Source organism: Limnohabitans sp. Rim8, assembly GCF_943326455.1.
In the GTDB taxonomy this organism is placed as follows: Bacteria; Pseudomonadota; Gammaproteobacteria; order Burkholderiales; family Burkholderiaceae_C; genus Limnohabitans_A.
The window spans coordinates 144,964-158,923 of the sequence record NZ_CALPTI020000002.1 but is presented as its reverse complement, the minus strand read 5'-3'; the positions used below and the strand labels follow the sequence as shown (position 1 = coordinate 158,923).

15 protein-coding genes are annotated in these 13,960 nt (G+C 56.3%); 1 reads left to right on the top strand and 14 read right to left on the bottom strand.

What is annotated here, in order from left to right; all coding sequences use genetic code 11:
- Genes paaK through Q1M54_RS02050 form a run of 3 tightly spaced genes read right to left on the bottom strand, consistent with a single transcriptional unit; the run spans position 1 to position 2,586 of the window.
- Positions 1 to 1,302 carry a phenylacetate--CoA ligase PaaK gene (gene paaK, locus Q1M54_RS02060; RefSeq protein WP_300553196.1) on the bottom strand — a complete coding sequence of 434 codons (1,302 nt, stop codon included), beginning with the start codon at positions 1,300 to 1,302 and terminating at the stop codon, positions 1 to 3.
- Between the two features lie 52 nt (positions 1,303 to 1,354).
- Positions 1,355 to 1,789: a hydroxyphenylacetyl-CoA thioesterase PaaI gene (paaI, locus tag Q1M54_RS02055; protein ID WP_300553193.1), complete on the bottom strand. Its 435-nt coding sequence runs from the start codon at positions 1,787 to 1,789 to the stop codon at positions 1,355 to 1,357.
- On the bottom strand, positions 1,786 to 2,586 hold the full coding sequence (locus Q1M54_RS02050) for an enoyl-CoA hydratase-related protein (protein ID WP_300553191.1): 801 nt from the start codon (positions 2,584 to 2,586) through the stop codon (positions 1,786 to 1,788). Before Q1M54_RS02050 ends, paaI begins: the two co-directional genes overlap by 4 nt.
- 201 nt (positions 2,587 to 2,787) lie before the next feature.
- Between Q1M54_RS02050 and Q1M54_RS02045 the strand changes: the two genes are divergently transcribed.
- Positions 2,788 to 3,567: an enoyl-CoA hydratase gene (locus tag Q1M54_RS02045; protein WP_300553189.1), complete on the top strand. Its 780-nt coding sequence runs from the start codon at positions 2,788 to 2,790 to the stop codon at positions 3,565 to 3,567.
- A gap of 36 nt (positions 3,568 to 3,603) precedes the next feature.
- Here Q1M54_RS02045 and Q1M54_RS02040 read toward each other — a convergent pair whose 3' ends face one another.
- From Q1M54_RS02040 to Q1M54_RS01990, 11 genes are all read right to left on the bottom strand, one after another.
- Positions 3,604 to 4,494, bottom strand: a complete 891-nt coding sequence (locus tag Q1M54_RS02040) for a formate dehydrogenase accessory sulfurtransferase FdhD (RefSeq protein WP_300553187.1) — start codon at positions 4,492 to 4,494, stop codon at positions 3,604 to 3,606.
- A 70-nt stretch (positions 4,495 to 4,564) separates the two neighbouring features.
- The gene (locus Q1M54_RS02035; RefSeq protein WP_300553184.1) at positions 4,565 to 4,912 is read right to left on the bottom strand and encodes a hypothetical protein; all 348 of its coding nucleotides are present in this window, start codon (positions 4,910 to 4,912) and stop codon (positions 4,565 to 4,567) included.
- A gap of 15 nt (positions 4,913 to 4,927) precedes the next feature.
- Positions 4,928 to 6,109, bottom strand: a complete 1,182-nt coding sequence (locus tag Q1M54_RS02030) for a formate dehydrogenase subunit gamma (RefSeq protein WP_300553182.1) — start codon at positions 6,107 to 6,109, stop codon at positions 4,928 to 4,930.
- 17 nt (positions 6,110 to 6,126) lie between these two features.
- Positions 6,127 to 6,351 carry a hypothetical protein gene (locus Q1M54_RS02025; RefSeq protein ID WP_366146238.1) on the bottom strand — a complete coding sequence of 75 codons (225 nt, stop codon included), beginning with the start codon at positions 6,349 to 6,351 and terminating at the stop codon, positions 6,127 to 6,129.
- A gap of 2 nt (positions 6,352 to 6,353) precedes the next feature.
- Entirely contained in the window at positions 6,354 to 6,953 is a 600-nt protein-coding gene (gene fdh3B / locus Q1M54_RS02020; RefSeq protein ID WP_300553176.1) for a formate dehydrogenase FDH3 subunit beta, read from the bottom strand.
- A gap of 18 nt (positions 6,954 to 6,971) precedes the next feature.
- Complete coding sequence (locus Q1M54_RS02015; RefSeq protein WP_300553173.1) at positions 6,972 to 9,932, bottom strand: formate dehydrogenase subunit alpha; 2,961 nt, start codon at positions 9,930 to 9,932, stop codon at positions 6,972 to 6,974.
- Positions 9,933 to 9,978: 46 nt separating this feature from the next.
- The gene (locus tag Q1M54_RS02010; RefSeq protein ID WP_300553171.1) at positions 9,979 to 10,185 is read right to left on the bottom strand and encodes a formate dehydrogenase; all 207 of its coding nucleotides are present in this window, start codon (positions 10,183 to 10,185) and stop codon (positions 9,979 to 9,981) included.
- Positions 10,186 to 10,400: 215 nt separating this feature from the next.
- Positions 10,401 to 10,574, bottom strand: a complete 174-nt coding sequence (locus tag Q1M54_RS02005) for a hypothetical protein (protein WP_019425739.1) — start codon at positions 10,572 to 10,574, stop codon at positions 10,401 to 10,403.
- The gene (locus Q1M54_RS02000; protein WP_300553166.1) at positions 10,571 to 11,923 is read right to left on the bottom strand and encodes an amidase; all 1,353 of its coding nucleotides are present in this window, start codon (positions 11,921 to 11,923) and stop codon (positions 10,571 to 10,573) included. The genes Q1M54_RS02005 and Q1M54_RS02000 overlap by 4 nt, the downstream gene beginning before the upstream one ends.
- On the bottom strand, positions 11,923 to 13,332 hold the full coding sequence (locus Q1M54_RS01995; protein ID WP_300553163.1) for a TRAP transporter large permease subunit: 1,410 nt from the start codon (positions 13,330 to 13,332) through the stop codon (positions 11,923 to 11,925). The genes Q1M54_RS02000 and Q1M54_RS01995 overlap by 1 nt, the downstream gene beginning before the upstream one ends.
- A complete protein-coding gene (locus Q1M54_RS01990; RefSeq protein WP_300553160.1) occupies positions 13,329 to 13,904 on the bottom strand; it encodes a TRAP transporter small permease subunit in 576 nt (191 codons plus the stop codon). The genes Q1M54_RS01995 and Q1M54_RS01990 overlap by 4 nt, the downstream gene beginning before the upstream one ends.
- Between the last annotated feature and the right edge of the window lie 56 nt (positions 13,905 to 13,960).

Genomic DNA, 13,960 nt, shown 5'->3' with positions numbered 1-13,960 from the left:
TTACTGACCGCGCAAATCCAACACGCGCTTGGCTTTGCCCTGACTGCGCTCTACGCCACCTTCGGCCTTGAGCTCAATCGCCACGCTTGTGCCAATGAACACCTTGATGTCATGTTGCAGCTGCTTGGCTGCAGCGCGAGCCTCTGCGCTGTCGGTTGACACCCCGGGTTTGGTCTCCACCCGCACGCTCAAATCGTCCATCGGACCCGTACGGGTCAACACGCACTGGTAATGCGGAGCCAACTCGCTGCGCTTCAAAATCAACTCTTCGATTTGGCTGGGAAACACGTTCACGCCGCGAACGATCATCATGTCATCGCTTCGGCCCGTGATTTTTTCCATGCGGCGCATGCTCCGAGCTGTGCCCGGCAGCAGTCGCGTCAAATCGCGCGTGCGGTATCGGATGATGGGCAAGGCTTCTTTGGTGAGGCTGGTGAAAACCAGTTCTCCCATTTCACCATCGGCCATAGGCTCACCTGTTTCGGGATGGATGATCTCTGGATAAAAATGGTCTTCCCAAATCGTGGGGCCGTCTTTGGTTTCAATGCACTCGCTGGCCACACCCGGGCCCATGACTTCTGACAAACCGTAAATGTCTACCGCGTCAATTTGCATGCGCTTTTCGATGGCAGCGCGCATGTCATTGGTCCAAGGCTCGGCTCCAAAGATGCCGATGCGCAGTGAAGATGTTTTCGGGTCAATGCCTTGGCGTTCAAACTCATCGGCAATGGCCAGCATGTAGCTGGGCGTGACCATGATGATGTTGGGTTTGAAATCTTGGATCAGCTGCACTTGGCGCTCAGTCTGACCACCGCCAAAGGGCACCACCGTGAGGCCCAGTTTTTCAGCCCCGTAATGCGCACCCATACCGCCCGTGAACAACCCGTAACCATAGCTCACGTGCACCATGTCGCCGGGCTTGGCACCGCCCGCGCGGATGCTGCGGGCCACCACGGTAGACCAGGTATCGATGTCTTTGAGGGTGTAGCCCACCACGGTGGGTTTACCGGTGGTGCCACTTGACGCGTGAATGCGTGCGCAGTTTTCACGCGGCACAGCAAACATGCCAAACGGGTAGCTGTCACGCAGGTCGGCCTTGGTGGTGAAAGGGAATTGAGCGATATCCGCCAAGCTCTTGCAGTCATTCGGATGCACACCAGCAGCGTCGAACTTGGCCCGATAAACAGAGGAGTTGGCGTAGGCGTGTTGCAACGTTTGCTGCAAACGCTTGAGCTGCAAACTGCGCAGCTCGTCGATGCTGGCCTTTTCGATGGGCTCTAGAGGGAAAGCTTTTTGGCTCATTCAAAACTCCACTTGATCAACTGACGACAGCGCGAGGACTGCACCGCGTCATTTATTCCGGCACCACAGTGCCTTGTATTTGCGCGCTCTTGCCACGGAACATGGCAATCACCTCGTCATTTTGATTGGTGACTTTCATGTCGTAGATGCCATGACGCCCGCTCAGAGTCTGCTCAAGGCCCTCACAAGTCAGCACATCGCCCAGCTTGCCGGGCTTCAAAAACTCGATACTGCAACCCGCTGCCACCGCATTCTTGTTGTAACTGTTGCAGGCAAATGCGAAGGTCGAATCGGCCAAGGTGAAGATGAAGCCGCCGTGGCAAATTTGGTGGCCATTCAGGTGCAAGGCTTTGACCGCCATGCGCATCACGGCGCGGCCGGGTTCGCAAGTCAGCAGCTCCATGCCCATGGTGTCTTTGGATGCCACGTCGACCGCGAACATGGTCTCGCCGACTTGGCGGGCGATGGTTTTCGGATCGCTCATCATTCGCCTTTGAATTGGGGTGCGCGCTTTTGCAGGAAGGCGTTGACGCCTTCCATGTAATCGTGAGTTTTGCCCAGCATCGATTGCGTGTCGCGCTCCACATTCAGGTGGGCGTCGAGCGACCGAGTGCCTGCATCGCGCAACAAATGACGGGTGGCCACCAAGGCCTTGGTGGGCATCACCGCCAGCTTGTCTGCCAACGCCAAGGCTGCAGCCAAACAATCCTCTGCCACATCCCAAATCAGCCCCCACTCTTTGGCTTTGTCCGCCATGAGCTTTTCGCCCGTCATGGCCAGCGCCATGGCCCGCGGCAAACCCAGGCGTTCCACCAGCAACCAGCTGCCCCCCGCATCGGGTATCAAACCAATTTTGCTGAAGGCCTGGACAAAACTGGCGGAAGGCGCGGCAATCACCATGTCACATGCCATGGCCACCGATGCACCAGCACCCGCAGCCACGCCGTTGACGGCGCAAATGACAGGCATACGAAGCGTCTGCAAGCGGCGCGTGGTCGGGTTGAAAGCATCGTTGATCACGGGACCTGGGTCTGCCCGCTCCAGCAAACCAGCCCCTGCCGTGAAATCGAGTTCTGACAAATCGAGCCCGGCACAAAAACCTCGGCCTGCACCGGTCAAGACCAAGGCGCGGATGGCGGGGTTGGCTTCAGCTTGATCGAATGCAGCCCACAAGCACTGGTGCATTTCCCGGGTAAAACTGTTGAGGGCTTGTGGACGGTTGAGCGTGACAAGGGCTACAGCGCCTCGCACCTCGTACAACACCGATGCGGTGGTTTCGGTCATATCGTGTCTCCAGAAGATGTGAATGTACCATTAACCGACCGATCGGTTGGTGAATTTTTTCCCTATGAGTTGAAGGCATGAAGGCGACTTTACCGGCTGAATTCGATGCTTTATTCACCCCAGCAGAAAAAAGCGACAGTCAACACAAAGCGCGCATGGTTATAGTCTTTCTTTCACAGTCACACCTCGTTGGAGAATCACTTGAGCTACGAAAACATCGAAGTCCGCATTGAAGGCGGTCAAGTTGGCATCATCACCCTCAACCGACCCAAGGCTCTGAATGCGCTCAACGGCGCATTGATGGACGAATTGGGCTTGGCCCTCAAAGCTTTTGATGCGGACGAAGCCATTGGTTGCATGGTGATCACCGGCAGCGAAAAAGCGTTTGCAGCCGGTGCGGACATCGCGGCCATGGCCAAGTTCAATTTCCATGAGGTTTACAAAAACGACTTCATCACCCGCAATTGGGAAACCATTCGCAGCATCCGCAAGCCTGTGATCGCAGCGGTGAGCGGTTTTGCATTGGGCGGCGGTTGCGAGTTGGCCATGATGTGCGACTTCATCATCGCCGCAGACAACGCCAAGTTTGGGCAACCCGAAATCAAAATCGGCATCATTCCTGGCGCAGGCGGAACGCAGCGCCTGCCCCGCGCCATGGGCAAGTCCAAGGCCATGGACTTGGTGCTGACGGGACGCATGATGGACGCAGCCGAAGCAGAACGTGGTGGTTTGGTCAGCCGTGTTGTGCCGCTCGACAAACTGATGGACGAAACACTGGGCGCAGCCCTGATGATTTGCGGCTACGGCCAACTGGCCACCATGGCTGCCAAAGAAAGTGTGAACCGCGCATTTGAAAGTGGCTTGACGGATGGCGTGATGTTCGAGCGCCGCCTCTTCCACGGATTGTTCGCCACCGCCGATCAAAAGGAAGGGATGGATGCCTTCTTGAACAAGCGCGCGCCCCAGTTCATCAACGGTTGAGGGGCCGCATGCGAACCGACAAGCCGCTGCTTGCGCTCAGCCGGGTAGCGTCAACAACTCGGGTTGCCATACCAAGCGCTCGGGTGCACTGAAACACAGAAATCGCTTGTTGGTCGCACGGCCAATGGTGCACAGACCCAGCCGTTTGGCGACATCCAGACCCATTTGCGTGATCCCGCTTCGCGAGACCACAACAGGGACGGCCATTTGCGCCGACTTGATCACCATTTCGCTGGTTAAGCGACCTGTGGTGTAGAAGACTTTGTCATGACCAGACACATCGTGCATCCACATCCAACCCGCGATGGTGTCAACCGCGTTGTGTCGCCCCACATCTTCCACAAACATGAGCATCTCATCCCCATGAAACAAGGCACAACCGTGCACGGATCCAGATGACTTGTAGGTGGTTTCTTGTACGCGGATGGCATTGACCAAGCCATACAACTGCGATTGTGTGATTTGGGCTGGGGGCAAATCAATGTCATCGATGTGATTCATCAAATCGCCGAACACGCTGCCTTGACCACAGCCGGTGGTCACGACGCGCTCGGCGCTGCGCTCGATGACGACCTGGGCATTGGCGCGGGTTTTGACAGCGGCAACGCCAGGCTCGCCCACTTCGCCTTCACCAATGGTCCAATCCACAGTGATGGATTCGATCTGCTGCACCGAATCGATCAGGCGCTGGTTGCGCAAAAAACCCAGAACAAGCCACTCTGGCTCGGCCCCCAGGGTCATCAAAGTCACCAGCTCTTTTTTATCCAAGTAAATGGTCAGCGCTCGCTCGGCAGGGATTTGCGTCTCGGATGACTCACCGAATTCGTTGCACACGGGCACGCTGCGGGTCAGGGGTGCACGCGCCCGGGTGATATGGGGCTTGAGCGAGGCCGATGCGGCCACAGGGTCGTTCAGAACTACAGACATGGCTTGAGCCTAACGTAAAAATCCCCCGCCGTTGCCGACGGGGGATTTTGCGGTGGGGTGCAAAAAAGGATCAGCCTTTTTTGGCCGGTGCAGCCGCGGGCTTGGCACCTGCTGGAGCGGCTGCGGGTGCAGCGGCAGGCGCTGCAGCCGTGGTTTCTGCAGGCTTATAGGCACCAGGGTCCACACAAGCAGGTGTTGCAGTGGGCGCGGCCTTGCCTTTACCCTGTGTTTTGTAATAGTGCGCTGCCACTTTTTCCCGCGACTTGCACAACTGAAAGTCTGCCACTTTGTTACCGTGTGCCGTTTTGGCTGCTGCCTCAGCCGCCTTGGCCTTGGCCTCGTCACTCAGGGGTGGCAGTTTGGCCACAGCGCCGAAGCTGATGGCCAATGCACTCAGAACAAACAAATGCTTTTTCATGTGAATTCTCCTGGCTCAAGCCGAAGCCGTTGACGTATTGGATGAAGGGGCTGCTCCAGCGGATGTTGAGCGTTGCGCAGGAATTTTCCCCGACTTGACATCGTCGTACCACAATTCATGGTGCTCTTTGGCCCATGTTTCATCCACATAGCCCGTGCGCATGGCTTTGTAAGCCCCGCGCATGCCCAAAGTGCCCATGTAAATGTGACCGATGAACATGGCCATCATGAACAAGCTGGCCACACCGTGGATCATGTTGGCGATCTGCATGGTGGCCCGCTCGTAAATCAAGCCAGGAATGAGCATGTTCAGCACCAAACCAGAGGCCACGACGACGGCACCCAAGAACAAGACACCGGCCCAGAACAAGACTTTTTCACCGGCATTGAACCGGTGCGAAGGCACTTCGGTACCGGAAAACAATCCGCCGCCTTTGAGCAGCCACACCATATCGTCTTTGCTCGGCATATTGTCTTTGACGAATGTGATGAACACGATCACCAAAGACACTGCGAAAAGTGGTCCTGCAAAGTTATGGATGTTCTTCAGGGCGAAGGAAAGCCAACCGAACAGGGTATCACCCAGAACCGGCAACAAAAAATACTTGCCGTAGGCAATCACGATGCCCGAAATGGCCAAGGCACAAAAAGCGATGGCGTTGGCCCAATGCGCGGAACGCTCAAAGGGGGTGAAACGCTCGATCTTTCGGCCCGTTTCTTTGCCGTGCAATTCGATCGTGCCTTTGCTGAAATAAAACAAAGCCATCGCACCGACCGCGATCAACAACACAGCTGCCCCATAAGGGATGATGATGTTGTTGCGCACTTGACGCCAAGACTCGCCTGCCGAGGACAAGCGGGATCCGGGGTACTGCACGAAAGGCTGAATCAAATTGCCGGCCTCTGGCGCTTGGCTTTTGGGCAAGCTGGTGAAACCCGTCACGCCCTGACCCACCGCACGCCAAACAGGCGCATTGTTACCAGGCTGAACCTCTGCCCTTTGGGCATTGGTTTGGTCTTTGTACTTGGGATCGGCATCCGCGCTGGGTGCAATCTGAAATATATTGGCACTTTTCACGCCCAGGCTGTTTGGAGCCGACGCAACAGGGTTTGCAGGCGCGGCAACAGGAGCCTGCGTTTGGGCAGAAACGCCCAAAGCAGCCAGTGCCAGCCCAACAGTCATTAAGAAGCGGCGCATGAACTTCTCCTGGTCACTCACTTGGGGGCACGAGTGTGGTCGTCTTGACCGTACTGAGCACGGGCTTTGAGGTGGTTAGACCATCCAGCCTTGTCACCGGCCTTCCAGCCCGGATCGGTGTAAACAGCGACCCCCGTGCCTGCAACTGCTGGCTTATCAGAACCAACACCAGCCTTGTCTTGGCGAGTTTCGCCACAAGCTGCCAGCAAAAACAGGCTGCTCAAAATGATGGCTGCTTTCATGCTCATGCTCCTTTGGCTTGGTTGCCGTAAGCCGTTCCCCAGCCCCAGACTTCTGCGCCTTTGCCACGCTGAACCACACGGCCACGCAGAATGTCGGCAACCACATCGCCGTCACCCGCAAGCAGCGCCTTGGTGGAACACATTTCCGCGCAGGCTGGCAATTTGCCTTCGGCCAGACGGTTGCGACCGTATTTGTCGAACTCGGCTTGGCTGCCATGCTCTTCAGGACCACCGGCACAGAACGTGCACTTGTCCATCTTGCCGCGCAGACCGAAGGTGCCGGTAGACGGGAATTGGGGCGCGCCAAACGGGCAAGCATAAGAGCAATAGCCGCAACCAATACAGATGTCCTTGTCATGCAAGACAACGCCTTCGTCGGTCTTGTAAAAGCAGTTCACGGGACAAACGGCCATGCAAGGTGCATCCGAGCAGTGCATGCAAGCCACCGAGATCGACTTCTCGCCCGGTACGCCGTCGTTCAATGTGACCACACGGCGGCGGTTCACACCCCATGGGACTTCATGTTCATTTTTGCAAGCGGTCACGCAGCCGTTGCACTCGATGCAACGCTCTGCGTCGCAAATAAATTTCATTCGTGCCATCGTATTCTCCTGAGCCGATTAAGCTTTTTCGATGTTGCAGATGGTGGTCTTGGACTCTTGCATCATGGTCACGCTGTCGTAACCATAGGTGGTGGCCGTGTTGACCGCCTCACCGCGCACGATGGGTGCAGCGCCTTTAGGGTAGTGAGCCAACATGTCGGCGCCTTGCCAGCGACCTGAGAAGTGGAAAGGCAAGAACACGGTATCGGGCGCTACACGCTCGGTCACCATGGCCTGCACATTGATGCGAGCGCCTGTGGGTGAGGTCACCCATGCACGCTCGCCATTTCGAATACCACGATCTGCAGCGGACTTGGGATTGATCTCCACAAACATCTCTTGCTGCAATTCGGCCAGCCAAGGGTTGGAGCGGGTTTCTTCACCACCCCCCTCGTACTCAACCAATCGACCTGAGGTCATGATGAGAGGGAACTTCTCATGCAACTTGTCGGCGATGTTTTTGTCTTGGACCGTTTTGTACAAGGTGGGCAAACGCCAGAAGGCTTTGCGGTCGTCGTGCGTGGGGTACTTGACCATCAAGTCTGGGCGCGTGCCATACAAAGGCTCGCGGTGCTGTGGAATCGGGTCAGGGAAGTTCCAGACCACTGCACGCGCTTTCGCATTGCCAAAAGGATGGCATCCATGGCCTTTCATGAACACGCGGATCATGCCGCCCGATGAATCGGTCTTCCAGTTCTTACCTTCGGCCTTGGCTTTTTCAGCCTCGGTCAACTCGTCCCACCAACCCAGTTTCTTCAGCAAGATGTGGTCGAGTTCAGGGTAACCGGTGGTGATGTCGGCGCCCAAGGAATGGGAGCCGTCTTCGGCCAACAGGCTCTTGCCATCGCGCTCAACGCCAAAGTTGGCGCGGAAGTTACCGCCGCCGTCCATGACATGCTTGGAGGTGTCGTAAAGGTTAGGCGAACCAGGGTGCTTGAGTTCAGGGGTGCCGTAGCAAGGCCATGGCAAACCGAAATAATCGCCGGTGAAGTCGTAACCGGTTTCTTTGTCTTTGCCGCCTTTGGCTTTCAAGGTCTTCACGTCGAACACATGCATGTTCTTCATGTGGGCCTTCAAGCGCTCTGGGCTTTGGCCGGTGTAGCCAATGGTCCAAACGCACTTGTTGATTTCACGCAGGATGTCTTCGGGCATAGGCTCTTCCATACCGCCGACTTTTTGCATTTTGTAATTCTTGACCAACTCGGCACCAAAGCCCAGTTTTTGCGCCAATTGGTACATGATCATGTGGTCAGAACGGCTCTCCCACAAAGGCTCAATGACCTTCTCACGCCACTGAATGGAGCGGTTGGAAGCCGTGCAAGAACCCGAGGTTTCAAACTGCGTGCAAGCAGGCAGCAGATAAACAGCTCGGTTGGGGTTCAGGTCTTCTGGTTTGCCAGGCATGGCCGCCATCGACGCAGTGGCCGATGGATAGGGATCGACCACCACCAACAAGTCCAGCTTGTCCATGGCGCGCTTCATGTCCAAGCCGCGGGTCTGAGAGTTGGGGGCATGGCCCCAATAAAACACACCGCGCAGGTTGCTGTCTTGATCGATCAACTCGTTGTTCTCTAGCACACCATCGATCCAGCGGGACACGGTGATGCCGTTTTTGCCCATCATGGCAGGCGATGCAAACTGTTTTTTGATCCACTCGAAGTCTACGCCCCAAGCGTTGGCGAAGTGCTTCCAAGAGCCTTCGGCCAAACCGTAGTAGCCGGGCAAAGAATCTGGGTTAGGGCCCACATCGGTTGCGCCCTGTACGTTGTCGTGGCCACGGAAAATGTTGGTGCCGCCGCCGGTCTTGCCCACGTTACCCAAAGCCAATTGCAAAAGGCAAGAGGCGCGGACGATGGCATTGCCGATCGTATGCTGCGTTTGGCCCATGCACCAAACGATGGTGCCGGGGTTGTTCTCGTGCAGCATTTTGGCGATCTTGAAAACTTGGTCTTCTTTGACGCCGCAAGCTTCTTCGACCTTGTCTGGCGTCCACTTGGCCATGACTTCTGTCTTGATCGCGTCCATGCCAAAGACACGGTCGTTGATGTATTTCTTGTCTTCCCAGCCGTTCTTGAAGATGTGGTACATCAAACCGAACAAGAAAGGAATGTCTGTGCCGGAGCGGATGCGCACGTACTCATCGGCCTTGGCGGCTGTGCGCGTGAAACGGGGGTCGACCACAATCATCTTGCAGCCGTTTTCCTTGGCATGCAGCATGTGCAGCATCGACACGGGGTGGGCTTCAGCAGCATTGGAGCCAATGTACATAGCGACCTTGCTGTTTTGCATGTCGTTGTACGAGTTGGTCATCGCCCCGTAACCCCAGGTGTTGGCCACACCCGCCACCGTGGTTGAATGGCAAATACGCGCTTGGTGGTCGCAGTTGTTGCTGCCCCAGAAGCTCACAAATTTGCGCAGCAAGTAAGCTTGCTCGTTGTTGCTCTTGGAGGAGCCGACCACATAAATGCTGTCTGGGCCACTGGCCTTGCGCAGCTCCAGCATCTTGGCGCTGATCTCGGTGAGGGCGGTGTCCCAGCTGATGCGCTCGTATTTGCCCTTGACCAATTTCATGGGGTAGCGCAAACGGTACTCACCATGGCCGTGCTCACGCAAAGCAGCACCTTTGGCGCAATGGGCACCCAGGTTGATGGGTGAATCAAACACAGGCTCTTGACGAACCCAAACCCCGTTTTCAACCACCGCATCGACAGCGCAGCCGACAGAGCAGTGTGTGCAGATGGTGCGTTTGACTTCAACCTTGCCTGCTCCCACGATGGAAGTGCCTTTGCCGGCATGGGCTTTTTGCACCAGCGTGAGCTGTGAAGCAGCCAAACCGACACCCACACCCAAACCCGAACGGCGCAAGAAACTGCGGCGGTCCAAGGTGGGCAAAGCCTGCGACAAACCACGGCGCAAGCTGTGGATGAACGGAGAAGAAACAGCACCCGAGGTGCCAGATTGTTTTTTGGTCAGCAACATGGAGGGCTCCAGTTGGGAGTGAACAGGAATGAAGGCGAAAAAAGAATCAGACCCGTGTGGTCTTGTAGTACTGCTGAACGTGTTCGCTCAACGTGTAGCCACCACCGCGGGTGGGCTTTGGGGTGGCAGGTGCAGCAGGCGCCACATGGCTGACCACACCAGGCAAAACGGCTGTTGCAGCGGCCACAGCACCGACCGTCGCAGCACCGGAAAACAGACTGCGGCGCGAAAGAGCGGAAGTTTTGGAAGACATGGAAGACTCCGGAAAAAGGAAAACTCAGGGCAAGCTCAAATAAGCAATCTCATGCAAATGTTTGCATAGGAAGAATGCTAGGGCCCGATGTCCAAGTAATCAAGGTGAAAACCCTTGGGTACTAGAAAGACATGTCAAGTTGGTGACGCGAATCTCAAGCAAAGCCCAAGATGCTGTGTGCTGGCACACACAGGACCCTCAGGCCTGTGACGCGATCACTCGGTTTTATCGTCTTTGCCCGAAGACAAATAATCAAACACAGCCAAACCCAAACCCCCCAACAAGATGAGGGTGATGTCCAACTGGGGCAACTTGTAAATATAGGGCAGCAGGAATGCTGCAACCAAAGCCAGACCTAAGAGGCCAGTGAAGCGTTCAAGCGATTTCATGCCAGATTCCTTTTAACAAATTCAGACACCAACCAACGCGCAGAGCGCAGCAGGCGGGCATCGTTTTGGTGAGCGCCAACGGCCTGTACACCCAATGGCAAGCCATTGGACAGGTTCATCAGCGGCAAGTTGAGGCTGGGCAGACCTGCAAAACTCCAGGTGGTTTGCATGATCGGGTTGCCCGTCGATTCCAGCCCCACAGGGGCGGTGCCCAGCGCGGCCGGGCACAAAATGGCGTCATAAGTGGCGAAGTACTCGTCAAAAGCACTCATGACATGGAACTGGCGGTCTTTGGCCACCAGGTAATCGGTGACCGGGATGTTCACTGCTTTTTCGATGCGCGCTTGCAGGGGTTCGCTCAACTGCGCGCGGCTGTGAAGCCATTCTTTTTGCAGACAAAACGCCAGCTCGGACTCGTTGAGGGTGACCAGCCAAGGCGCCACATTGCGCACGATGTCGGGCAAGGCCGCGTGTGTCACGCAGTCGCCCAAGTGGTCCACAAAAGCCTCATAGGCTTCGCGGGCTTCGGGATCGACCTGGTCCCACCAAGGTGTTTTGACAAAGCAAAACTTCGGCTGCAGCGGTGGCTCCGAGACAGCCACATCGTACAAACGGCGCGGGGCCTGTCGTGCAGTGGCGGCGTCATGGCCGTCGTCGCCCGTCAGGATCTCGGCCACACAGGCGATGTCTTCCAAGTTGCGGGCAAAAACGCCCACTTCGTCGAGCGAAGGCGATTGGTCCAGCACCCCGGTGCGTGGCACCAACCCGCGTGAGGGCTTGTAAGCATAGACCCCGCAATACGAGGCCGGACGGATCACCGAGCCGTTGGTTTGGGTGCCCAGCGCCACGGGCACCATGCCCGCGGCTACGGCAGCGGCCGAACCACTGGACGATCCGCCAGGCGTGTGGGCTGTGTTGTGCGGGTTGCAGGTCGGACCCGCTTGGGTGGTGGCAAATTCCGTGGTCACGGTTTTGCCGAAGATCACGGCCCCCGCGGCGCGCAGGCGTGACACCACGGTGGCATCGCCCACCGAGTAACGGCCTTGGTGGATCGGGCTGCCGTATTCGGTGGGGAAGTCCATGGTGTCGATGATGTCCTTGACCGCCACCGGCACGCCATACAAAGGACCCGGCAAATGGCCGGCCGTACGGTCGCGAAACAGGTTGTCTGCCTGCAACGCCACCACCCGGTCATCGCGGTGCACAAAAGCGCGGATCTTGTCATCGGCGGCATCTACAAACTGGCCCAGTTTGACGGTGAATTCCTCCACCGTCTCCTGGCCTCTGAGCAAATGCTCGCGGATTTGCAGTGCCGTGAGTTCCGATACGTTAAGGGGACTGGCGCTCATCACTGCTGCTTGAAGAAATCAGGGTTGACCACCGACTCGTCGTTGGGGTCACGCTCCATCTCCACCGACTGGTCGAAGAACACCTCAGGCAAATAGGTCACCATGGCTGGAAAGACATAGGTCATGGCCAGTGTGAACAAAATGATGTACACAAAAGGCATGCACCCACTGAAGATGGTGTTCAATTGCAGACTCTTGGGTGCAACCCCTTTCAGGTAATAGGCGGACATCGCCATCGGCGGGGTCAAGAAAGCGGTCTGCAGGTTCACGGCGATCAAGATGCCGAACAAGATCGGGTCAATGCCATACAAGGGCAGCAAAGGCAAGAAGATGGGCACGAAGATGATGATGATCTCGCTCCACTCCAAAGGCCAACCCAAGATGAAAATCAAGAACTGGGACAGCAGCAAGAACTGCAAAGGCGACAGGTTCAATGCCAGCATGAAATCCTTGACCAGATTCTCACCGCCCAAGTAACCAAACACCGAGGCGAAAGTGGCCGAACCGACAAACAGGAAACACACCATGGCCGAGGTGCGGGCCGTGAGGTAAACCGACTCGCGCAGCCGCTGCCAAGTGAAGGCGCGGTAGACAATCGCCAAGATGATGCCGCCCAACACGCCCATGGCGGCCGCTTCGCTGGGGGTTGCCAAACCAAACAAAATAGAGCCCAACACCGACATGATCAAGACGGCCAAAGGCACAAAGGCCTTCAGCACCATGACAATGCTTTCCCAGACGGAATAATCGTAAACATCTTTGGGCTTGGGGCACAAAGAGGGATTCAGCGTGGCGCGCACGATGATGTAGATCAGGTACAGAAGAGCCAAGGTGAAGCCAGGGATGATGGCCGCAGCGTACATCTTGACCACCGACACACTGGCTGTGGCCGCATACACAATGAGCAAGATGGAGGGTGGGATCAAGATGCCCAAAGTGCCACCTGCCGTGATCACACCACTGGCCAGTTTTTCGTCATAACCGGCTTTGAGCATCGCCGGCAAGGCGATCAGGCCCATCAGGGCCACCACCGCGCCCACAATGCCGGTGGCTGTCGCAAACAGCGTACAAGTGACCAGTGCAGCCACGGCCATCGAGCCAGGAACGCCTCGCAAGCCGACCTGCAAACTCAAAAACAACCTGTCCAGGATGTTGGCGCGCTCAATGATGTAACCCATGAACAAAAACAAGGGGATCGATATGAGCACATCGTTGTTCATCACGCTGAAAGTGTTCTGCGTGAACAAGTACAAGATGCGGTTGTCCCAAATCAACTGGTCGGGCGTGAAATAGGCGTAAAAACCAAAGCCCATGCCCATGGCCATCATCGTGAAGGCGATCGGGAAACCGAAAAAGATAAAGACAATGAAGAGCCCCAGCATTAAGAGGGCGACAAACGGATCACTCATGATGGTGCTTTCTCAGCGTGTTGTTGGATCAACACTTGTTCAAGTTCTTCGACATCGCTGCCGCGCGACAACCATTCGCCCGTGCGGATGCACACCAGGCAACGCATGACCTCTGCGGCACCCGCAATCAGCAGCGTGACGCCGGCCACAAAAATGATCGACTTCAGGGGCCAAACCGGCACGCCTGCTGGGCTGTTCACGCTGGACTCCAAAATGCGCGTGCTTTCGTAGGCGTACTGGCCACCCGTGAACACCATGGCAAAAATGCCTGGAAAGAAAAACACGAAATACAAAGCCAAATCCACTTTGGCCTGTGTGCGGTTGGACCAGTTGCGGTAAAAGAAGTCGCCGCGAACATGGGAGTTGCGCGAGAGGGCGTAAGCACCTGACATCATGAACATGGCACCGTAGAGCATGTAGCTCATGTCAAACGCCCAAACCGTGGGGCTGTTGAGCACATAACGCATGAACACCTCAAAACAGGTGGATGCGGTCAGGATCAATACACACCAAGAAAAGGCGTGACCAATCGACTTATTGAGGATGTCAATCCTTCGAATCCAAACTTCCATACAACTTACCTCTAGACAGACAAAAACAAAGGCTGTCGGAAGAAATTCCGACAGCC